Annotated in this window: 20 protein-coding genes; 11 read left to right on the top strand and 9 right to left on the bottom strand. The window is 75.4% G+C overall.

What is annotated here, in order from left to right:
• On the bottom strand, positions 1–1,203 hold a 1,203-nt coding region (locus DMH08_RS30365; RefSeq protein WP_442778659.1), incomplete at its 3' end, for a terpene synthase family protein.
• 111 nt (positions 1,204–1,314) lie between these two features.
• Between DMH08_RS30365 and DMH08_RS30360 the strand changes: the two genes are divergently transcribed.
• The 5 genes from DMH08_RS30360 to DMH08_RS30340 all read left to right on the top strand — a co-directional run bounded on the left by DMH08_RS30360 (position 1,315) and on the right by DMH08_RS30340 (position 6,948).
• Positions 1,315–1,914 carry a 2Fe-2S iron-sulfur cluster-binding protein gene (locus tag DMH08_RS30360; RefSeq protein ID WP_199748083.1) on the top strand — a complete coding sequence of 200 codons (600 nt, stop codon included), beginning with the start codon at positions 1,315–1,317 and terminating at the stop codon, positions 1,912–1,914.
• Positions 1,911–2,912, top strand: coding sequence for an FAD binding domain-containing protein (locus DMH08_RS30355; RefSeq protein ID WP_125619357.1), 1,002 nt, complete (start codon positions 1,911–1,913; stop codon positions 2,910–2,912). The genes DMH08_RS30360 and DMH08_RS30355 overlap by 4 nt, the downstream gene beginning before the upstream one ends.
• Positions 2,909–4,966 (top strand): xanthine dehydrogenase family protein molybdopterin-binding subunit, encoded by a 2,058-nt coding sequence (locus DMH08_RS30350; protein ID WP_026401002.1) that lies wholly within the window; start codon positions 2,909–2,911, stop codon positions 4,964–4,966. The genes DMH08_RS30355 and DMH08_RS30350 overlap by 4 nt, the downstream gene beginning before the upstream one ends.
• A 61-nt stretch (positions 4,967–5,027) precedes the next feature.
• Complete coding sequence (locus DMH08_RS30345; protein ID WP_125619355.1) at positions 5,028–5,525, top strand: STAS domain-containing protein; 498 nt, start codon at positions 5,028–5,030, stop codon at positions 5,523–5,525.
• A gap of 82 nt (positions 5,526–5,607) precedes the next feature.
• Complete coding sequence (locus tag DMH08_RS30340) at positions 5,608–6,948, top strand: ADP-ribosylglycohydrolase family protein (protein WP_233617899.1); 1,341 nt, start codon at positions 5,608–5,610, stop codon at positions 6,946–6,948.
• Here the strand turns inward: DMH08_RS30340 and DMH08_RS30335 are convergent.
• From DMH08_RS30335 to DMH08_RS30315, 5 genes are all read right to left on the bottom strand, one after another.
• Positions 6,920–8,101 carry a cytochrome P450 gene (locus tag DMH08_RS30335; protein ID WP_051300199.1) on the bottom strand — a complete coding sequence of 394 codons (1,182 nt, stop codon included), beginning with the start codon at positions 8,099–8,101 and terminating at the stop codon, positions 6,920–6,922. The genes DMH08_RS30340 and DMH08_RS30335 overlap by 29 nt on opposite strands.
• 119 nt (positions 8,102–8,220) lie before the next feature.
• Positions 8,221–8,856, bottom strand: a complete 636-nt coding sequence (locus DMH08_RS30330) for a GTP-binding protein (protein ID WP_084549836.1) — start codon at positions 8,854–8,856, stop codon at positions 8,221–8,223.
• Positions 8,834–9,187, bottom strand: coding sequence for a DUF742 domain-containing protein (locus DMH08_RS30325; protein WP_026401000.1), 354 nt, complete (start codon positions 9,185–9,187; stop codon positions 8,834–8,836). Before DMH08_RS30325 ends, DMH08_RS30330 begins: the two co-directional genes overlap by 23 nt.
• Entirely contained in the window at positions 9,184–9,630 is a 447-nt protein-coding gene (locus DMH08_RS30320) for a roadblock/LC7 domain-containing protein (protein WP_233617898.1), read from the bottom strand. The genes DMH08_RS30325 and DMH08_RS30320 overlap by 4 nt, the downstream gene beginning before the upstream one ends.
• On the bottom strand, positions 9,627–10,988 hold the full coding sequence (locus tag DMH08_RS30315) for an ATP-binding protein (protein WP_051300197.1): 1,362 nt from the start codon (positions 10,986–10,988) through the stop codon (positions 9,627–9,629). The genes DMH08_RS30320 and DMH08_RS30315 overlap by 4 nt, the downstream gene beginning before the upstream one ends.
• A 281-nt stretch (positions 10,989–11,269) precedes the next feature.
• Between DMH08_RS30315 and DMH08_RS30310 the strand changes: the two genes are divergently transcribed.
• Entirely contained in the window at positions 11,270–12,028 is a 759-nt protein-coding gene (locus tag DMH08_RS30310; protein WP_051300196.1) for a helix-turn-helix domain-containing protein, read from the top strand.
• Here the strand turns inward: DMH08_RS30310 and DMH08_RS30305 are convergent.
• Positions 12,010–13,311, bottom strand: coding sequence for a sensor histidine kinase (locus DMH08_RS30305; protein ID WP_125619353.1), 1,302 nt, complete (start codon positions 13,309–13,311; stop codon positions 12,010–12,012). The genes DMH08_RS30310 and DMH08_RS30305 overlap by 19 nt on opposite strands.
• The gene (locus tag DMH08_RS30300) at positions 13,308–13,964 is read right to left on the bottom strand and encodes a response regulator transcription factor (RefSeq protein WP_125619351.1); all 657 of its coding nucleotides are present in this window, start codon (positions 13,962–13,964) and stop codon (positions 13,308–13,310) included. The genes DMH08_RS30305 and DMH08_RS30300 overlap by 4 nt, the downstream gene beginning before the upstream one ends.
• A gap of 185 nt (positions 13,965–14,149) precedes the next feature.
• On the opposite strand from DMH08_RS30300, the gene DMH08_RS30295 reads away from it, so the two are divergent.
• The 5 genes from DMH08_RS30295 to DMH08_RS30275 all read left to right on the top strand — a co-directional run bounded on the left by DMH08_RS30295 (position 14,150) and on the right by DMH08_RS30275 (position 18,558).
• Positions 14,150–14,683, top strand: coding sequence for a hypothetical protein (locus tag DMH08_RS30295; protein ID WP_125619349.1), 534 nt, complete (start codon positions 14,150–14,152; stop codon positions 14,681–14,683).
• Entirely contained in the window at positions 14,680–15,987 is a 1,308-nt protein-coding gene (locus DMH08_RS30290) for a peptidoglycan-binding protein (RefSeq protein WP_125619348.1), read from the top strand. The genes DMH08_RS30295 and DMH08_RS30290 overlap by 4 nt, the downstream gene beginning before the upstream one ends.
• Entirely contained in the window at positions 15,984–16,667 is a 684-nt protein-coding gene (locus DMH08_RS30285; RefSeq protein WP_026400997.1) for an ABC transporter ATP-binding protein, read from the top strand. Before DMH08_RS30290 ends, DMH08_RS30285 begins: the two co-directional genes overlap by 4 nt.
• Positions 16,667–17,875: an ABC transporter permease gene (locus DMH08_RS30280; protein ID WP_233617897.1), complete on the top strand. Its 1,209-nt coding sequence runs from the start codon at positions 16,667–16,669 to the stop codon at positions 17,873–17,875. The genes DMH08_RS30285 and DMH08_RS30280 overlap by 1 nt, the downstream gene beginning before the upstream one ends.
• Before the next feature lie 107 nt (positions 17,876–17,982).
• The gene (locus DMH08_RS30275) at positions 17,983–18,558 is read left to right on the top strand and encodes an antibiotic biosynthesis monooxygenase (RefSeq protein WP_125619346.1); all 576 of its coding nucleotides are present in this window, start codon (positions 17,983–17,985) and stop codon (positions 18,556–18,558) included.
• Positions 18,559–18,561: 3 nt separating this feature from the next.
• Here the strand turns inward: DMH08_RS30275 and DMH08_RS30270 are convergent, their stop codons facing one another.
• Positions 18,562–20,343, bottom strand: a complete 1,782-nt coding sequence (locus DMH08_RS30270; RefSeq protein WP_125619344.1) for a choline/carnitine O-acyltransferase — start codon at positions 20,341–20,343, stop codon at positions 18,562–18,564.
• Positions 20,344–20,562 lie beyond the last annotated feature (219 nt).

Below are 20,562 nucleotides of genomic sequence, written 5' to 3'. Positions count from 1 at the left end.
GGGGTGGGGGGAGAACATGCCCATCTCGGCCGCCCACGCGACGCAGTTGCGGCCCGCGCGGTCGCGGTGCGGGTTCACCCGCGCCGGGTACGGGATGTCGAAGTCGGGCAGCGGCGTCGGCCCCACCCTCTGGTGCGGGACGTGCGGGACGCTGAGCCGCGCGGACTTCACGATCGCGGGCAGCCGCGCGGCCGACATGCCGATCGACCCCTTGGCGTTCATGTACCGGCTGGACGACATGTGCCAGTCGTGCCCGCCGGACTGCCAGTCCTGGAGGCCCTTGACGTACGCGGCGACGGCGGCGCGCTCGGACGGGTCGAGCGCGGCGTCCTCGAAGAGCTGCGGGAGCTCGGTGAGGGCGGTGTTCTCGAACTGGCGGAGCCGGGAGGTCAGCAGGTCGTTGACGGTGTCGGCGGCGACCTGCGGCGCGACGTCCAGGAACCGCTCCATGACGAGCACGCAGTTGTTGATCTCGCCTTCGCGCTCGGTCTCGCGCTGGTAGGAGAAGATGTCGTTGCGCAGGTGGACACCGTCGGAGAACGTGTCCTTCAGGACGCGCAGCGGCCGGGTGGCGACGACCCGTTCGGGGATCTCGACGCCGGCGGCGTGCTCGACGAGGTCCGCCGACCAGGGCGCGCCGCCGACCTTGCGGCGCATCTCGATGTACTCGACGGGGTTCGGGACGCGGCCGGCGCTGATGTTGCGCAGTTCCCACAGCGATTCGCGGAGCAGGTTGTCGGTGCTGACGGCGAACCGCTCCCGCCAGGCCGCCGACTTGGCCGGGACGGTCCGGGCCCAGAGGTCGGCAAGGCCCCGTTCGACCGCGTTGGTCGCTTCCGGCGGCTCCAGGGACATGAACAGCGGGAGCCGGTCGAGGTACGCGCGCGCGCCCGGGTGGTCCTGCGGCTTCTTGAAGACTTCGAGGAAGTGGTCGTCGAAATAGAACACCCAGACGTACCAGTCGGTGATGAGGTCGAGTTCGGGGCCGTCGCAGTCGGGGTGGGTGTAGGCGCACAGGAGCGGATAGTCGTGGGCGTCGAGTTCTGCCTCGTCCCAGATGTCCGGGGTGCCCGGGTCGCGGGTCTCGTCCAGCATCCCCATGTCGCGCGCCCAGGTCTTGCTGTGCGCGCGTGTGCTCTCCAGGTGCGGGTTCAGGCGTGCCGGGTACGGGACGTAGAAGTCGGGCAGCTCGAACGGTTGCATCGACCGGCCTTTCCATCGGGGACGGTCCGCAACTTACAGCACGTGCAAAGTTACCTAGGGTGAGGTTTTGCTTGCCGTGACTCGGCCGCGAATCCGGGTAGGGGGCGTCACATGGACAGTGAACCGGTGCACGCGGACGTCGCCCTGACCGTGAACGGGACCGGGCATCGGCTCCGGGTCGACACGCGGTCGTCGCTGCTGGACGTGCTGCGGGAGAGGCTGGGGCTCACGGGTTCCAAGAAGGGCTGCGACCACGGGCAGTGCGGGGCCTGCACGGTCCTGCTGGACGGGCGCCGCGCGAACGCGTGCCTCGCGCTCGCGGTCGCGCACGACGGCGCGGAGATCGTCACCGTGGAGGGCCTCGCGGACGGCGGGCGGCTCAGCCCGCTGCAGGAGGCGTTCATCGAGAACGACGCGTTCCAGTGCGGGTACTGCACGCCGGGGCAGCTGTGCTCGGCGACGGCGGTGCTCGAGGAGGCGCGGCGGGGCTGGCCGAGCGCCGTCACGGCGGACGTCTCGCGCGACCCGTTCCTGGACGACGAGGAGATCCGCGAGCGGATGAGCGGGAACCTGTGCCGGTGCGGCGCGTACGTCGGGATCGTCGCGGCGGTCCGCGACGCGGCGGGCGAGCCGAACCGGGCCGCGCGGGATCCGGGCGCGGTGGCCGAGCGGATCGGCTCGGCGCGCGGCGGGGAGGCGTCCCGCCCATGAGGCCCTTCGCGTACGAGCGCGCGGCGAGCGCGGAGGACGCCCTGGACCTGCACCGGGACGGGGCCCTGTACCTGGGCGGCGGGACGAACCTCGTGGACCTGATGCGCCTCGGCGTGGAGGAGCCGAGCCGCCTGGTGGACGTGTCCCGCCTGCCGCACGACCGGATCGAGGTGACGGCGGACGGGACGCTGCTCATCGGCGCGGCCGTCGGCAACAGCGACCTCGCGGCGGACCGGACCGTCCGGGAGACCCACCCGATGCTGGTGCAGGCCGTGCTGGCGGGCGCGTCCGGCCAGATCCGCAACCGCGCCACGGTGGGCGGCAACCTGCTGCAGCGGACGCGGTGCTCCTACTTCCAGGACACCTCCAAGCCGTGCAACAAGCGCGACCCCGGGTCGGGGTGCCCGGCGCGGGACGGCGAGCACCGCAACCTCGCGATCCTGGGGCATTCCCCGGCGTGCGTGGCGACGCACCCGTCCGACCTGGCGGTGGCGCTGGCGGCGCTGGACGCGTCCGTGCGGGTGCGGGGCCGCGACGGGGAGCGCACCGTCCCGTTCGGGGAGTTCCACCGCCTGCCGGGCGGCGAACCGGAGCGCGACGCGAACCTGCGGGACGGCGACCTCGTCACGGCCGTCGAGGTCCCGCCGCTGCCGATGCCGTCCCGCTACCGGAAGGTGCGCGAGCGCGCCTCGTTCGCGTTCGCGCTGGTGTCGGTCGCGGCGGCGGTCCGCACGGTGGGCGCGACGGTCCCGGACGGCACGGGCGGCGTGGTGCGCGACGTCCGGCTGGCGCTCGGCGGCGTCGCGCACAAGCCGTGGCGGTGCCGCCGCGCCGAGGACGTCCTGCGGGGCGCGCCGGCGACCGAGGAGACGTTCCTGCGCGCCGCGGAGGCGGAGCTGGAGGCGGCCGAGCCGCTGCGCGACAACGGCTACAAGGTGCCGCTCGCCCGCAACCTGATGGTCCGGACGCTGCTCGAACTGCGGGAGGTCTCGTCATGACGAGCCGGGTGGAGGGCCGGGAGAAGGTCACCGGCGCGGCGCGCTACGCCTACGAGTACCCGGTGGAGGGCGCCGTCTACGCGGCGGCCGTCCAGGCGTCCGTCGGCAAGGGCGAGATCCGCTGGGTGGACCATGACAGCGCCCGCGCGATGCCGGGCGTGCTGGACGTCCTGTCCTGCGAGAACGCGCCGCGGTTGGAGGACGCGTCGAACGCCGAGCTGGCGGTGTTCCAGTCCCGGACGGTCGCGTACCGCGGGCAGTTCGCGGCGGCGGTCGTCGCGGAGACGCTCGAGACGGCCGTCGAGGGCGCGCGGCGCCTGCACGTCGAGTACGCCGAGGAGGAACCGGACACCCGGCTGCGCGACGACCACCCCGGCCTCTACCGGCCCGAGAAGGTCAACGCGGGTTTCCCGCCCGACACGCTGAAGGGCGACCCGGACGGCGCGTTCTCCTCGTCCGCCGTGCGCATGGACGCGACCTACACGACTCCGGCCGAGCACAACAACGCGATGGAGCCGCACACCACGGTCGCCTACTGGGACAAGGACGGCTCCCTCGTCCTCTACGACTCGAACCAGGGCGCGTCCGCCGTGCAGTCGACCCTGGCGCGGCTGTTCGGGCTCGACCCCGAGCGGGTGCGGGTGGTCTCCCCGCACGTCGGCGGCGGGTTCGGGTCGAAGGGGTCGCCGCGCCCGAGCGCGGTCCTCGCCGCGATGGCCGCGCGGGCCGTCGGGCGCCCGGTGAAGTTCGCCGTCCCGCGCCAGCAGATGTTCGCCACGACCGGCTACCGCACCCCGACCGTCCAGCGGATCCGGCTGGGCGCCGACGCGGACGGACGCCTCAACGCGATCGCGCACGAGGTGTTCGAGCAGACCTCGACCGTGCGGGAGTTCGTGGAGCAGACCGCGACGCCGACCCGCACGATGTACCGGGCCGAGCACCGCCGCACGTCCCACCGGGTCGTCGCGCTGGACGTCCCGACCCCGTCGTGGATGCGGGCGCCCGGCGAGACGCCCGGCATGTACGCGCTGGAGTCGGCGATGGACGAGCTCGCCGTCGCGACCGGCGTCGACCCGATCGAGCTGCGGGTCCGCAACGACACCGGCACCGAGCCCGAGAGCGGCCTGCCGTTCAGCTCCCGGAACCTCGTCGCGTGCCTGCGGGAGGGCGCCGAGCGGTTCGGCTGGGACCGCCGCGACCCCGCCCCGGGCGTCCGCCGGGTGGGCCGCAAGCTGCTCGGCACCGGCGTCGCCGCCACCACCTACCCCGCCTACCAGAGCCCCGGGAAGGCGGTCGCGCGCGCCGAGCCCGACGGGACGTTCACCGTCCGGATCGCCGCGGCCGACATCGGCACCGGCGCCCGCACCGCGCTCGGGCTGATCGCCGCGGAGACGCTCAAGGCCGACCTCGACGCCGTCCGGATCGAGCTCGGCGACAGCGCGCACCCCGCCGCGCCCGTCGCGGGCGGCTCGTCCGGCACCGCGAGCTGGGGGACGGCGGTGGTCCTCGCCTGCGAGGCGCTCCGCGGCCGGCTGAACGGCGACGTCCCGCCGGACGGGATCGAGGCGTCCGCGGACTCCGCCGAAGCGCTGAAGCGCCGCGAGGACTACGCGCGGCACGCGTTCGGCGCGCAGTTCGCGGAGGTGGAGGTGGACGCCGACACCGGCGAGGTCCGCGTCCCGCGCATGCTCGGCGTGTTCGCGGCCGGGCGGATCATCAACCCGACGACCGCGCGGTCCCAGTTCGTCGGCGGCATGACGATGGGGATCGGCATGGCGCTGATGGAGGAGAGCGTCATGGACCGGGAGTTCGGCGACTACCTGAACCGCGACCTCGCGCAGTACCACGTGCCGTCCTGCGCGGACGTCCGCAGCGTCGAGGCCGTGTGGATCGAGGAGATCGACCCGCACCTCAACCCGATGGGCTCCAAGGGCATCGGCGAGATCGGCATCGTGGGCGCCGCGGCGGCGATCGCGAACGCCGTCCACCACGCCACCGGCGTCCGTGTCCGGGATCTGCCGATCACCCCGGCCCGGCTGCTTCCGCGACTTTGATCATGTGACCGACCGAACGCCCCACGTTTTCCGCTCAGGTGACGGCGCGGAGCCGGGCGAGGTGAGAACCTGGGACGTGCGGGGCCGCCACGGCGGCATCATCACGGTGCGGGCGCCCCGCCCGAAGGGCGAGGAGCAGATGACGGTCTGGCGGATCACCGGCGGGGATTCCGAATCGGGTGTGCCGCGTCCGGAGCGGGCGTCGCCCCGCTACGACCTCGTCGAGCTCGACTCGCCGCTGCTGCACATCGCGGGCGCCACCGGCTCGCCGTGGCTGCGGCTCACCGGCGAGATCGACGTGTCGAACGTCCCCGCCCTCACCCGGGCGCTGCACGGCGCGCAGGCCCGCGCGGGCGGCGACGTCCACGTGGACCTCGCCGGCGTCGGCTTCGTGGACGTCTCGGGCCTGCGCGCGTTCGCCCGCGCCGCGCGGGACCTGCACGACCTCGGCCACATGCTCGTCCTGCACTCGGTGTCGGCCCACATCGACCGGCTCGTCCGCCTCATCGGGTGGAACGCGGCCCCGGGCCTCCAGGTCCACTGCCGCCCCCGCACCTGACCCCGCCGTCACGCGGCGGGGGCCTCGGCCGGGGCTTCGGCCGGTGCGGTGCCGCGGCGCCGGAGCGGACTAGGGTGCGCGCATGGCGATGGACCGGATGGCAAGGGACCGGGAGAGGTACGCGCCGTGGCCGGACGCCGAGCCCGACCGGATGCTCGGGTGCCTGCTCGGCGGGGCGATCGGCGACGCGCTCGGCGCGCCGGTGGAGGGCATGGCGCTCGGCGAGATCCGCGACCGGTACGGGCCGGACGGCGTCACGGCGTTCGTCGCCGGACGGTACGGGACCGGCGCGATCACCGACGAGACGCAGCTGACGCTGTACACCGCGGACGCGCTCGTCGCCGCGTCCGAACGGGCCCGCGAGCGGGGCATCGGCGGCGCCGTCTTCGGCCTCCTGCAGCAGGCGTACCTGACCTGGCTGGGCGGCCACGACGGGACGCCCGTCACCGGGGTGTTCCCGGTCTCCCCGCTCGGGCGCGCGCCCGAGCTGACGGAGCCGCGCGGGGCCGGGCGCGCCACCCTGGAGGCGCTGCGCGAGACCGTCCGGCGCAAGGACGCGGAGCAGCGGGAGGGGAACCGGCCGGGCCGGTCGTTCGGCTCGCCGGACGAGCCGGTCAACGACTCCAAGGGGTGCGGGGGCGTCGTCCGGGCCGCGCCCTGCGGATTCCCGCACACCGACCCGGCCACCGCGTTCGAGGTCGGCCGCGGGGCGGCCGAGCTGACGCACGGCCACCCCGGCGGGCAGCTCCCGGCGGGGGCGCTGGCGGCGATGGTGTCGGTGCTGGTGCGGGGCGGCGACATGGGCGCGGCCCTGGACGCCGCCCGCTCCGAGCTGGGGCGGCACCGGGGCCACCGGGAGACGTCGGCCAAGCTGGCCGAGGCCGCCGCGCTCGCCGCCGCGGGGCCGGGGACGGCCGAACGGCTGCAGACCCTCGGCGCCGGGTGGACGGGCCCCGAGGCCCTCGCGATCGGCGTGTACGCGGCGCTCGCGCCCGTCCCGGCGGACGACGTGCAGGAGGCCGGGCGGTGCCGGCTGCTGCTCGCGGTGAACCACGGGGGCAACAGCGACTCGACCGGTTCGGTCTGCGGCAACCTGGTCGGCGCCGCGGGCGGGACGGTCGCGCTGCCGCGCGGCTGGCGGGAGGCGGTCGAGGCGCGGCGCGCGATCGAGGACGTCGTCCGGGACTGCGCGACCGAGTTCGGGCCGAACCCGCCCAAGGACGAGGCGGGCTACCCGCTCACCCGCTGGAGCTTCCGGATGCCCGCCGGGTTCGCGCTGCAGGCGCCCGGCGCGCCCGGCGGGACGTCCGGATGGGAACCGCCGCCCCCGCCGCCGTACATGCGCCCGCCCGCGGATCCAGACGGTGCCCCGGACGGTGACCCGCCCGCGGCGCCTACCGCGCCTCCTCCACCGGGAACGTGACGGGCAGCGCGACGAGGGCGCGGTGGAACGGGCCGGGACGCCACCGCAGCTCGTCGCCCCGGACGGCCAGTTCGAGGTCGGGCAGCCGGTCGAGGAGCCGCTCGATCGCCAGGGACGCGATCACCCGCGCCGGGCCCTTGGCGGGGCAGCCGTGCGGGCCCGCCGCGAACGCCAGGTGGGCGCGGTTCCCGGCCCGTTCCGCGGACGCCCGGGACGGGTCGGTGGTCGCCGCCGCGTAGCTGATCACGACCGGACGGTGCGCGGGCAGGCGGTGGCCGCGGAGGTTCACCTCGTGGCGCGGGTAGGTCGTGCCGAAGTTGGCCAGCGGAGGGTCGGTCCACAGGATCTCGTCGAGAGCGTCCTCGACCGGCAGGCTGCCGCCCGCGAGGTCCCCGCCGAACCGGTCGTCCGACAGCAGCAGCCGCAGCCCGTTGGCGATGAGGTTCAGCTGGGGTTCGACGCCGATCGCGAGCAGCATGCCGAGCTGCTCGGCCAGCTCGTCGTCGTCGAGCCCGGCGGGATGGCCGATGAGCCACGACGTCACGTCCGGGCCCGGCTTCTCCCGCTTGAGTGCCACCAGGTCCTGGGTGGCCTTGGCGAACATGGCGTTCGCCTCCTCGGCGGGCATCGCGCCGGGGGCGCTGGCGTCCAGCATGCCCCGGGTGCCGCGCGAGATCCGGTCACCGATCTCGGCGGGGCAGCCGAACAGCTCGTTGGACACCAGGATCGGGAGCGGCTTCGCGTAGTCGGCGACCAGGTCCGCCTCGCCCTTCCCCGCGACCGCGTCGATCAGCCGGTCCGCGCTCGACTCGACGTACCCCCGCAGCGCGAACGGGTCGATCCTGGCGAGGCTGTCGGTGATGGCCGTGCGGAGGCGGGCGTGCACGGGGCCGTTGGCCGACAGGGTGGTGGGACGGTCGCCGAGGACCGGCAGCACCGGGGAGTCCGGCGGGAGGGTCGCGTGCCACTCGGCGCCGCCGCGCGGGAACCGGCCGGGGTCGCGCATGACCTCCAGCGCCGCGTCGTAGCCGATGACGAGCGTCGCCTCCGCGCCCGGCGCCAGCTCCACCGGCGCCAGCTCGCCGTACTCGCGCCGCAGCCGGTCGTACACCGCGCCGGGGTCGCGCGCGAACTCCGGACCGTACAGCTTCACCGGCCCCGAAGCCGCGCCACCGTCCTCAAGCTCGCTGCCTGTTTCGTGTGGGGGGCGACCCCCCACACCCCCCGGTACCTCCGTGAGCGAGCTCCAGTCGCTTCGCTCCTTACGCTCGCTCACGGAGTCTCCCTGTCCAGAAAGAGAAGATGGTCGACGAGCGCGATCAGGGCCTTGGTGGACGACGCGCGGTCGCGGGCGTCGCACGTCACCAGCGGCGTCTCGGGCGCCAGGTCGAGCGCCTCGCGCACCTCCTCCTCGGGGAAGGACGGCGAGCCCTCGAACCGGTTGACCGCGACCGCGTACGGCAGGCCCTGCCGCTCCACGATGTCCATGACGGCGAACGACTGGTCGAGCCGCGCGGTGTCGACGAGGATCAGCGCGCCGAGCGCCCCGCGCGCCAGGTCGTTCCACAGCCGGGTGAAGCGCTGCTGCCCGGGCGCCCCGAACAGGTAGAGGACGAGGTCGTCGCTCAGCGTCAGCCGGCCGAAGTCCATCGCGACGGTCGTGGTCGTCTTGCCGCGGATGTCGGCGAGGTCGTCGACGGTCGCCCCGGCCTGCGTCATCCGCTCCTCGGTGCGCAGCGGCCGGATCTCCGACAGCGTCCCGACGTAGGTGGTCTTGCCGACGGCGAAGTGCCCCACGATGAGGATCTTGACGGCCGTCCGGACGGTGTCGCGCACGTACCGTCCGCCCGTGTACCCGCCGTCGTCGGGCCGCCCGGCGGGCGGCTCAGAGAGTGGCGCGGAGTCCATCGAGCACCTCCTGCAGGAGCCGGGCCTGGGTGCGCGCCGCGGGCGCCGGGGCCCGCGTGGTGAGGTGGCCGTCGTCCACCAGGTCCGACAGCAGCACCTTGGTGACGCCGACGGGCAGCTCCAGGTGCCCGGCGATCTCCACGACCGACAGCGCGCCGCCGCGGCACAGCTCCACGATCCGCAGCTTCTCCGGGCTGAGCCCGGTGAGCGGCAGGTCCGTGTTCGCGGTGACCAGCGTGACCAGGTCGAACACGTTGCGGGTGGGGTGCGCCCGGCCGCCGGTGACGACGTGCGGGCGCACCAGCGCGCGGTCGTTGCGGCGGCGCGTCATGCGATGCCGCCCCGGGCCCCGCCGGCGTCCGGGCGGGGCGGGCTCGTCAGCTCCTTGCCGAGCCGCTGCACCAGTTCCTGCAGCCGGAACGACACGGTCTCCATGTCCACGTCCAGCGCCGCCGACACCGCCAGGTAGGCGCCCGGCCCGGCCGCGACGAGGAACACGTACCCGTCGTCGAACTCGCTGATCGTCTGCCGCCAGGCGGCGTCGGCGGTGCCGCAGAACTCGGCGGTGCTGCGGGCGAGCGACTGCAGCCCGGCCATCCCCGCCGCCTGCCGTTCGGCGTCGTCGCGGCCGATGCGCTCCGAGTGCGCCATCAGCAGCCCGTCGGCCGACAGCAGGATCGCGTACCGCGTCCCGGGCATCCGCAGGGCGTCGTCCAGCATCCAGCCGAGCCGGTTCACACCGTCGTCCATCGAGCCGTTCCACCCCTCGTTCATGGCCGCGGGTCCCCTCCGGGTCCGGAGGCGCCGGCGTCCCCGGGCGGCGCGCCGGCACGGCCGGAGCGCGTCCCCCGCTGCCAGGCGCCGAGGCCCGCGGCGATCTCTCGTGCCGGCCGGGCCGGCGGTTCCTCGCCGGCGCCGGCGGCCGGCGCCGGCACGGCGGTGTCCGTCGCGTCCCCCGCGCCGGAAGTCTGCTCCTCGGCCCGCCCGGCGGCGCGCCCGGCGGCCGCGGCGCGGCTGCGCTTCGGCAGCCCGCCCGCGGTGACCGTCCCGGTCCGCGCGGCGTCCCCGGCCGGCGCCCGGTCCGCCGGGCGGCCCGCGCCGGTCCCGTGCGCGGCGGCCGGGCGCGGCGTGTCCGGGACGGGCGTGAGCAGCGCGTTCGGGATGAGCACCACCGCGCGGACGCCGCCGTAGGGGGAGCGGGTGTCGACCGACACCGAGAACCCGTACCGCGCGGCGAGCACGCCCGCGACGGCGAACCCGACCTGCGGCGGGTCGCCGAGCCACTGCACGTCCGGCGGGACGTCGCCGGACAGCCGCTCGTCCGCCCGCCGCAGCTCCTCGGGCGTCATCGCGACCCCGGCGTCGTCGATCATGACGGCGACGCCGTTGTGGGTCGTCTGGAAGTTGACCTCGACCATGGTGTCGGGCCGGGAGTGCCGGGCGGCGTTGTCCAGCAGCTCGGCGACGGCCAGCACGACCGGCTCCACGGCGCGGCTGGTCACCGCCATGTTCACCGGGTTCTGCACGTTGACGCGCAGGTAGTCGCGGATGCGGGAGGTGGCGCCGCGCACCACGTCGCTCAGCGAGGACGCCGACCGCTGCTGGCCCGGCCACGACCCGCTCAGCACCGCCATGGCCTGCGCGCGGCGGCCGATCTGCGCGTTCATGTGGTCGATGCGCAGCAGCCCCTCGAGCACGTCGGGGTCGTCGTGCCGCTCCTGCATGGTCGAGATGGCGAGCTGCTGCTCGTTGGCGAGGCTCTGCATCGTGCGCATCATCGAGCGGCCCGCGGACCGGCTCGCGAGCGCCGCGTGCTCGGTGATCCGCTCGACCGCCCCGCCGAACAGGTCCATGATCTTCTGGACGTCCTGGGCGAACCCGGGCGCCTTCGCGTCGAACCGCCGGTGCAGCGGGCCGCTCACCCGGACGGCCGAGTTCTGCAGCGACTCCGCCAGCTCGGGCAGCCGTACCGCCGCGAGGTGGGCCAGTTCCCGGTCCCGCAGTTCGACGGCGTCCGAGAGTTCGGCCGCGCGGTCGCGGAGCCCGGCGGCCGACCGGCGCTCGCGGGCCAGCAGGACGGCGGCGACGCCGGCCACGGCGGCCAGGGCCGCCGCCCACAGGATGTGCTCCATCGGTTCCTCGTGCGCAGGGGGACGGCCGCGGCGGGCGCTGGGCGCCCGGGGCCGGGGTGGGGTATCGGACAGTAATGAAATGTCGCGATTTGGTGACCGTAGGACGCCCCGGGCCTGGGCGCTTGTGCGAACGCGCAGAAAAGCCGCCGCCACGCGCATGAATGATCACCGTGCGCCGAAAAGGAGTTACTTTCCGGTAGTTAATGCCGGTTTTCGGTCATGATCGCGCTAGCCTGACCTGCGGCGGTACGGGAAAACGGCGGGTGCGGGCGGAGGCGCGGATGGGCGACGGCGCCGCCTACCGGGTCGCCCGGTACCGGCCGGACGACCCCGCGCCGCGCGGCACCGGCCGCCTCCTGCTCCCCGACGGCGGCGGCCTCGCCCTGGACGGCGCCGGCCTGCCCCCGGAGACCGCGGTCCTGCTGCCGCCCGCGCATCCCGCGCGCCCGGCCGGGCGGGCCCTCGCCCTGGCCGTCCCGGTGCGCGAACTGCCGCCCGCCGCGCTCGGCGCCGTCGTCCGCGTCGACGTGTCGTGCGGCCTCGGCCGGGTCGTCGCGGACATGGCGCGGGCCGTCGCCGCCGAGGCGGGCGCGGGCGCGCTCGGCGCCGCCGAGTTCGACGCGGCCTGCGACCGGATCGCCGAACTGCTCCGCATGGCCGTCGCGGGACGCGCCGCGGAGCGGCCGCCCGCGCCCGGGAACCTCGCCGCGGTCGAGGCGGTCGTCCGCCGCTACGTGCGGGCGCACGCCACCGACCCCGGACTCACCGGCCGCGTGATGGCGCAGGAGCTCGGCTGGTCGCTCCGCCAGATCCAGCTCGCCCTCCAGCGGGCCGGGACGACGCCGCGCGCCCTCATCCGCGAGGAGCGGCTCCGGCTCGTCCGCGACCGGCTCCGCGACCCCGCCGACCGCGCCGTGTCGATCACCGACCTGGCGCACGCCGCCGGGTTCTCCTCCGCCGGGGCGCTGAGCACCGCGTTCCGCCGCCGGTTCGGCGTCAGCCCCCGCGAGCTGCGGCGCGGTCAGACCGGGACCGGCTGACGGACGGGCAGCACGACCTCGACGTCGAGGCCGCCGCCGGCCCGGGGCCGCGCCGTCACCGTCCCGCCGTGCGCCCGCACGATCGACTGGACGATCGACAGCCCCAGCCCCGCCCCCTTCGCGGTGACCACCCGGTCGGCGTCGAGCCGCCGGAACGGCCCGAACAGCGCCGGGACCTCGTACGGCGGCACGACCGGCCCCGAGTTCGCGACCTCCAGCACCACCCGGGGCCCCGCCGTCCGCGACGCGACCCGCACCCAGCCGTCCGCGCCCGCGTTGTGCCGGATGCCGTTCTCCACGAGGTTCTGGACGACCCGCTCCAGCAGCAGCGCGTCGCCCGACGTCACGGCCTCGCCCGCGTCGGCCCGCACCGCCACGCCCGCCTCCGCGGCCTCGTCCGCCGTCTGCGCCGCCACGTGCGCGACGACGTCCGCGAGGTCCAGCGGCGCCGCGTTCACGACCTCGTTCTCCGACCGGGCGAGCAGCAGCAGCCCGCCGATCAGCCGCTCGTGCCGCGCGTTGATCTGCAGCAGCGCCTCGCCCAGCCGCAGGACGTCCGGGGACGCCGACCTGCGGTGCATCGCGACCTCGACCATCGCCCGGCCGACCGTCAGCGGCGTGCGCAGCTCGTGCGACGCGTTCGCGACGAACCGGCGCTGCCCGTCGAACGACCGGTCGAGCCGCTCGATCATCGTGTCGAACGTGTCGGCCAGCTCCGCGACCTCGTCGCGCCGCCCCCGCAGCGCGATCCGCTCGTGCAGGCCGCGGTCCGCGGCGGGCGCCGCCGCGATCCGCCGGGCCGTCTCGGTGACCCGGTGCAGCGGCGCGAGGACCTGCCCCGCGATCAGCCACCCGAACCCGGCCGCGATCCCGCCGACGACCAGCAGCGCGATCGACCCCTGGGTGATGAGGGAGGTGACCGCCGCGTCCCGCACCTCCTTCGTCTGGGCGCGCATCAGGTTCTCCAGGGTGATGTGGAGGCGGTCGTCCGAGGCCGTGTCGACGGTCTCGCCCCTCGCGTGGACGCGCCCGCCCGCCGGGTTCCCCCCGGTGTCGTTCTCGGCGCCGCTCTGCGCGCCCGCCGTCGGCGGGGCGGACACCTTGGCGAGGTACCGGGTGTCTCCCGACCGGGACAGCTCCTGGGTGAACAGCGCGTAGGTGACGCCGAGGAGCGTCAGCCCGGCGAGCAGGAACAGGCCGCCGTACGTCAGCGTCAGCCGGGCCCGCAGCGTGATGTGCCGCCCGGCCCCCGTCCCCGCCCCCGCTCTCGTCCGCGTTCTCACGGGATCCGGTACCCCACTCCCTTGACCGTCTCGATGACCGGCGGGTCGGCGAGCTTGCGCCGCAGCTTGAGGATCGTGAGCCGCACCGCGCCGGTGAACGGGTCGGTGTGCTCGTCCCACGCCTTCTCCAGCAGCCGCTCCGCGGACACGACGCCGCCGTCGGCGCGCAGCAGCTCCGCGAGCACCGCGAACTCCTTCTTCGCGAGCGGCACGTACCGGCCGTCCCGGAACACCTCCCGGCGCGCCGGGTCCAGCGCGATCCCGGCCCGCCGCAGCGTCGGCGGCGCCGCCGGGCGCGACCGGCGGCCGAGCGCCAGCACCCGCGCGGCCAGCTCCGGGAACGCGAACGGCTTGGTGAGGTAGTCGTCGGCGCCGAGGCCCAGCCCGTCCACCCGGTCGGTGACCTCGGCCGCGGCCGTCAGCATCAGCACCCGCGCGGACGCCCCCGACCGCACGATCGCGCGGCAGACGTCGTCGCCGTGCGCCAGCGGCAGGTCCCGGTCCAGGACGACGACGTCGTAGTCGTTGACGTGGACCCGTTCGAGCGCCGCCGCCCCGTCGTAGGCGAGGTCGACGGCGTGCGCCTCGCCCCGCAGCCACTCCGCGATCGCGTCGGCGAGCAGCCGCTCGTCCTCCACCACCAGCACCCGCATGCGCCGCCCTTCGCTCGTCCGGTCAGAGCCATCGTGCTGGGCGCCGCGTTTCCTTTCCGTAAGGAACGGGATCGCGGCCACAGGAAACGCAGGGCACAGGAAACGCAGGGGAAACGCCCGGCCCGGTTGCATCGCCTCTCGTCCGGCCGGAACCGCTCCGGTCGCGGAACGAGGAGACGAGACTGATGCGACTGCGGACCCGCGGCGTACTCGCGGCGCTGCCGCTGGCCTTCGCCCTGGCGCTGACCGGCTGCGGAGGGGACGGCGAGGACGGCGCCGGCGTGGCGTCGGCCGGGGGCGAGGCCGCCGGCGCCGGCGCCTCCTCCCGGCCGAGCCTCGGCCCGGAGGAGATGGGCGTGAAGTTCGCCCAGTGCATGCGCGAGAACGGCGTGCAGATGGAGGACCCGAAGCCCGGCGGGGGCCTGAAGCTGAACGCGAAGGGCGTCGACAAGGCGACCATGGAGAAGGCGCAGGAGGCGTGCCGCGAGCTGAACCCGATGGCGCAGGGCGGCGGGGCGCCCAGCGCCGAGGACCAGGAGCGCGCCCGCAAGCACGCCGAGTGCATGCGGGAGAACGGCGTCGAGGCGTTCCCCGACCCGAAGCCGAACCAGCGCGGCATCCGGATCGACGCGGAGGTCGGTGAGGACCCCGACCTCGAGGACGCGCAGCAGAAGTGCCAGGAGCTGCTGCAGGGCGCCCGGAAGGGCGGGCCGCAGTGAGGGGCGGTCCCGCGGTCGGCGGCCGTCCGGACCGCCCGGCCGCCCCGCCGGGGGACGCGCCCGCCCCGAACGGCGACGCGCCCGCCTCGAACGGAGACGCGCCCGCCGCCCCGGGGCCGGACGCGCGGGCCGTCCGGGAACCGGACGGGAAGCCCGGCAGGAAGGCGCGGAAGGCCGCGAAGGCCGCGAAGCGGGCCGCGGCGGACGGCGGCGCCGCCGGGCGGCGCGGGTCCCGCCGCCGCGGGCCGCGGCTGCGGATCGCGCTCGCCGCGGCGGCCGTCGCCGCCGCGGGCGGAGGCGGCGCGTTCGTCGCGCTGGACGGCGGCGGCCGGACGGGCGAGGCGGCGGCGACCGGGCTGCCGGCGCACACCGCCCAGGTCGTCCGGCAGACGCTCAAGGACACCGAGACCGTGGACGGCGAACTCGGGTACGGCCCGGTCTCCACCGCCGCCGCCGGACTCAAGGGCACCCTGACCGACCTGCCCGAGAGCGGGTCGGAGATCGAGCGCGGGCAGGAGCTGTACGAGGTGGACGGCGACCCGGTGGTCCTCATGTACGGGTCGAAGCCCGCCTACCGGCCGCTGCGGACCGGCACCGAGGGCGCGGACGTCGAGCGGTTCGAGAAGAACCTGAGCGCCCTCGGCTACGGCGGGTTCACGGTGGACGACGCGTACTCGACCGCGACCGCCGCGGCCGTCCGGGAGTGGCAGGAGGACATCGGCGTCGAGGAGACCGGGACCGTCGAGCCCGGACGGGTGGTGTTCGCGCGCGGCGCCGTCCGGGTGGACGGCCTGCAGGCGAGCGTCGGCGCGCGGGTCGGGCCCGGCACGAAGGTGCTCGACTACACCGGGACCGCGAAGGCCGTCACCGCCGAGCTCGAGACGTCCGAGCAGCGGATGGCGAAGAAGGGCGCGGAGGTCGAGGTCACCCTGCCGGAGAGCGAGCCGGTCCGGGCGGAGATCGACGAGGCCACCACCGTGATCGACCCGGGCGGGCAGGGCGAGGAGCCGGCCACGAAGGTGGAGGTGACCGTGTGGCTCGACTCCGGCGAGGCCGCGAAGGCCGCCGCCGGCTACGCGCTCGCGTCCGCCGACGTCACGTTCACCGCCGGGCAGAAGGAGAACGTCCTGACCGTCCCGGTGACGGCGCTGGTCGCGCTGAGCGAGGGCGGGTTCGGCGTGGAGGTCGTCAAGGACGGCGCGGCGGCGTTCGTCCCCGTCGAGACCGGCCTGTTCGCGGGCGGGAACGTCGAGATCTCCGGGCCCGGCATCACCGAGGGCACGGTCGTGGGGGTCCCCGAGTGATCGAGCTGCGGGACGTGACGAAGGAGTACCCCGGCGGCGTCCGGGCCCTCGGCGGGGTGTCCCTGCGCGTCGCGGCGGGCGAGCTCGTCGCGATCGTCGGGCCGTCCGGGTCGGGCAAGTCGACGATGCTGAACGTGCTCGGCACCCTCGACCGGCCCACGTCCGGCACCGTCCGCATCGGCGGGCACGACGTGGGGCGGCTCCCGGACGCGAAGCTGTCGGCGCTGCGGGCGTCCGCCATCGGGTTCGTCTTCCAGCAGTTCCACCTGGCGGCCGGGACGCGCGCGCTCGACAACGTCGCCGACGGCCTGCTGTACACGGGGCTGCGGCTCGGCGCCCGCCGGGACCGCGCGGCGGCGGCCCTCGAACGCGTCGGGCTCGGGCACCGCCTCGACCACGAGCCGCACGAGCTGTCCGGCGGCGAGCGGCAGCGGGTCGCGATCGCGCGGGCCGTCGCCGGGGAGCCGGCGCTGCTGCTGGCGGACGAGCCGACGGGCGCGCTCGACTCCGTCTCGGGCGACGGGGTGATGGCGCTGCTGCGCGAGCTGAACGCCGCCGGGACCACCGTCGTCGTCATCACCCACGACCGGGAGATCGCGGCCGCGCTGCCGCGGCGGGTCCGGATGCGCGACGGCCGCGTCCGGTCCGACTCCGCGGCCGACCCCGCGGAGGTGGCCTGATGGCGGACGGCACGGCCCTGCGGCCCGCCCGGATGCGGCCGCGCGACGTCGTCCGGACCGGCGCGGTCGGGCTGCGGACGCGGCCGATGCGGGCGTTCCTGTCCGCGCTCGGCATCGCGATCGGCATCGCCGCGATGGTCGCCGTCGTCGGCGTGTCGTCGTCGTCGCGGGCGGAGCTGGACCGCGCCCTCGACGCGCTCGGCACCAACCTGCTCACCGTGGCGCCCGGCAGCACCATGACCGGGGAGGACGCGCAGCTCCCGCTGGAGGCCGAGGCGATGGTCGGGCGGATCGCGCCCGTCCGGGAGGTGTCGGCGATCGGCCTGCTCGACGACGTGGGCGTGTACCGGACCGCGAAGATCCCGGAGAGCGACACCAAGGGCATCGCCGCGTACGCGGCGCGCACCGACCTGCGCGCCGCCGTCGGCGCCGAACTCGCCGACGGCGTCTGGCTGAACGACGCGACGGGCCGCTACCCGGCGACCGTCCTCGGCGCGAAGGCCGCCGGGCGGCTCGGCGTCGGCCGCGCCGGACCGGACGTCCAGGTGCTGATCGGCGGCGAGTACTTCACCGTCATCGGCATCCTGGAACCGGCCGGGCTGGCGCCCGAGCTGGACACCGCCGCGCTGGTCGGCTGGCCGGTCGCGGCGTCCGAACTCGGCTTCGACGGGCACGCCACGACCGTCTACACCCGGTCGCGAGACGTCGCCGTCGAGGACGTCCGCGGCGTGCTCGGGCCCACCGCGAACCCGGAGGCGCCCAACGAGGTCGAGGTGTCGCGCCCGTCCGACGCGCTCGCCGCGCGGCAGGCCGCGGGCGAGGCGTTCACCGGGCTGCTGCTGGGCGTCGGCGCGGTCGCGTTGCTGGTCGGCGGCGTCGGGGTGGCCAACACCATGGTCATCTCGGTGCTGGAGCGGCGCGCGGAGATCGGCCTGCGCCGGTCGCTGGGCGCGACCCGCGGCCAGGTCCGCACGCAGTTCCTCACCGAGTCGCTGCTGCTGTCCGCGCTCGGCGGCCTCGGCGGCGCGCTCATCGGCGGGCTGATCACCGCGGTCTACGCCCTGTACCAGGGCTGGCCGGTGGTGGTGCCCGCCTGGGCGGTCGGCGGCGGCGTCCTCGCCACGCTCCTCATCGGCGCGGCGGCGGGCCTGTACCCGGCGGTCCGGGCGTCCCGCCTCTCCCCGACCGAGGCGCTCGTCGGTACCTGACGCGGCCGCGCGCCGCCCCGCGGCGGAGGCGGTCCGGGGCCCGGGCCCGGACCGCCTCCGCCGGCGCGGTCGTGCATGGAAAGGGCGGCAGCGGTGAGGCTCCTGGGATGGAGCAGCGCGGACGGGAGCCGGTGACGGTCGTGTTCACCTGGGACGTCGCGCCGGGCCGCGAGCGCGACTTCGAGCGGTGGACGGAGTCGCTCCGCGAGGCCGCGGGCCGCTACCCGGGGCACGAGGACGCGACGTGGCTGCGCGCCGAAGGCCGGCGGCACCGGTACTACACGGTCGTCCGGTTCGACGACCAGGAGAGCCTCGACGGCTGGCTCGACTCGCCCGAGCGGCGCGACCTGTTCGAGCGGCTCGGCGGCATCGCCGAGGAGCACTCGCACCGCACCACCGGGCTCGAGACCTGGTTCAGCCTGCCGGGCGAGTCGGTGCCGGCCCCGTCGAAGGCGAAGATGATCGCCGTGACGTTCTGCGCCGTCTACCCGCTCAGCCTGCTGCTCCAGGCGTTCGTCACCCCGCTCGCGCAGGACTGGCCGCTGCCGCTGAAGGCCCTGCTGTTCCCCGCGATCGTCGTCCCGCTGCTCACCCTGCTCGTCATGCCGGCGCTGAGCCGGGCGCTGCGGCGCTGGCTGTACCCGGTCCGGCGGGTGCCCCGGGCGGCGCGCCCGGGGCACTGAGCGTCAGCCGGACAGCAGCTCCCGCAGCTCCCGGACGGCGTCGCGGAGGCGGTCGGCGAAGTCGTACATCGCGTCCGCGACCGGGCGCGGCGTGCTCAGGTACAGGTTGAACCGGTCCGGGAGCAGGACGTACGCGACGCCGATGCACTGCTCGCTCGTCGACCCGAACCCGAAGTACCGGATGTTCGTCGACGGCGCCGAACTGGTGCTCAGGTAGTCGTCCCGCATGACGGTCCAGCCGGGGGAGTCGAACAGCGGCAGCGGCTCGGTGTCCCCCCGCCGCTTCGCGATGAGCTGCAGCTCCCAGAGGTGCTGCTCCGGCGCCCGCCCCGACTGGCACTCCTTCGCGCGCCGGACGTGCGCGTCGGCGGCGGCGCGGAACGCGTCCCGGCGGGCGTCCGCCCCCGCGTCCGGGTCGTCCATGGCCTCGACGAACCGCAGCACCTCCGGCGTCACGACCCGCATCGCCTCCGTGCGGCCCCGCCGGTACTGCCGCGTCGCGATCGACTCGTACGTCGCGCCGATCCGGCCCTTCGCGCGCTTGTGCGCGAGCTGGTACGCCATCTGGACGAACGCGTCCGGCGACATCCCGAGGGCCTTCGCGTCCCGCGAGCCGAAGTCGTCGAACGGGACGCAGGCCGTCGCGGTCGCGGCGGCGTAGTCGGCGAACGCCGCGCCCGCCGCCCGGACGTCCGCGCGCAGGGCGTCGTCGAGGACGAACTCGATCGGCTCGACCGCCGGGAGGCCCTGGCCGCGGGCGCCCGACCGCCGCGACTGCTCCGCCGCGGGCTCGCCGAGCAGCGCGTCCACGAAGCTGAGGATCGTCGTGCCGTCCAGCCCGCAGTGCTCCACGTTGATGCCGGCCGTCCCGTCCCCGAAGACGACGAACGAGACCGCCTTGTCGAACCAGCGGTTCGCGCTGTCGCCGTGCAGCAGGTCGTCGCACGCCTCCTGCGCCGACGCGGGCGCGAAGTCCTCGAGGCAGACGCAGAACAGGGCGGTCTCCACGGTGTCGAGGGCGCGCCCGTTGCGGGGGTCGAGGGCGAGCAGCGCGTCCCGGCTCGCCGCCCACTCGGCCCGCGCCTTCGTCGTCAGGTGCCCCGGGGACGGCTCCGGCGACGGCTCCGCCTTCAGGACCGTCCCGAGGCCCGCGGCGAGCTCGTCGAGCGTGTGCGGGCGGCCGTCCGGGCCGATCACGTCCATCCGGAACATGTTCCCGCGGAAGAACACGACGATGTGCCGTGCGGTCGACGGCCCCGGCCACGCGTCGCTGTAGGGGGCGCGGACGGTGTCCTGCTCGGGCCCGGGGATCCGCGTCGTCGAGAACAGGAACTTGTTCTGCTCCATCGACAGCGGGCGCCCCCGCTGCACGACCGGCGGCACCCGCTCGTCGTCCAGCCGCAGCTTGTAGTCCAGCGCGCCCGCGATCAGCCCGGCCGCCCGCGCGGCCTGCGTCTCCCCGGAGTCGCCGAACAGGAAGAAGAAGTTCGCGTTGAGCGCGATGCGGTCGCGGCGCCCCAGGTACCGGTACGGCCAGAACGTGTCGAGCCAGCTGTGCACGCCCTCGCTCCGGTCGTACCGTTCGAGTTCCGCGTGCAGCCGCCGCCCCGGCCCGTCCGGGCGGACGAACTCGTCCAGCGCCGCCTCGGTCCGTGCGAGCTCGTCCGCGGTGAGCAGGGGCGCGCACCAGCGCAGGAACCGCTCGCGGGTCTCGTCGAGCGCGGGCAGCGGCACCCGCGGCAGCGCGTCCTCGTTGCCGAAGGTGCGGGTGGAGGGTTCGTTCAACGTCGGTCCTCGGTTTCCGGATCGTGGGGTCGGGGGAAGGGCGGCGCCGGCCCGGACTCCCCCGACCCCACGATCCGGAAACCGGGGACCGCCGTGGAACGAACCCTACCACCGCACCGTCGACAACGTGGCAGCGCGTACGCGTGCGCCCGAGCCCCCGCCCCACCAGACACCCTCGCGGCTCCGGGTCAGTGCACCCTCTCGTCCAACCCCCAGCGC

Source organism: Actinomadura sp. WAC 06369, from assembly GCF_003947565.1.
Taxonomy (GTDB): Bacteria; Actinomycetota; Actinomycetes; order Streptosporangiales; family Streptosporangiaceae; genus Spirillospora; species Spirillospora rifamycini.
Note: the sequence above shows the minus strand (reverse complement) of the source record. Positions and strands in the feature narration are given on the sequence as shown.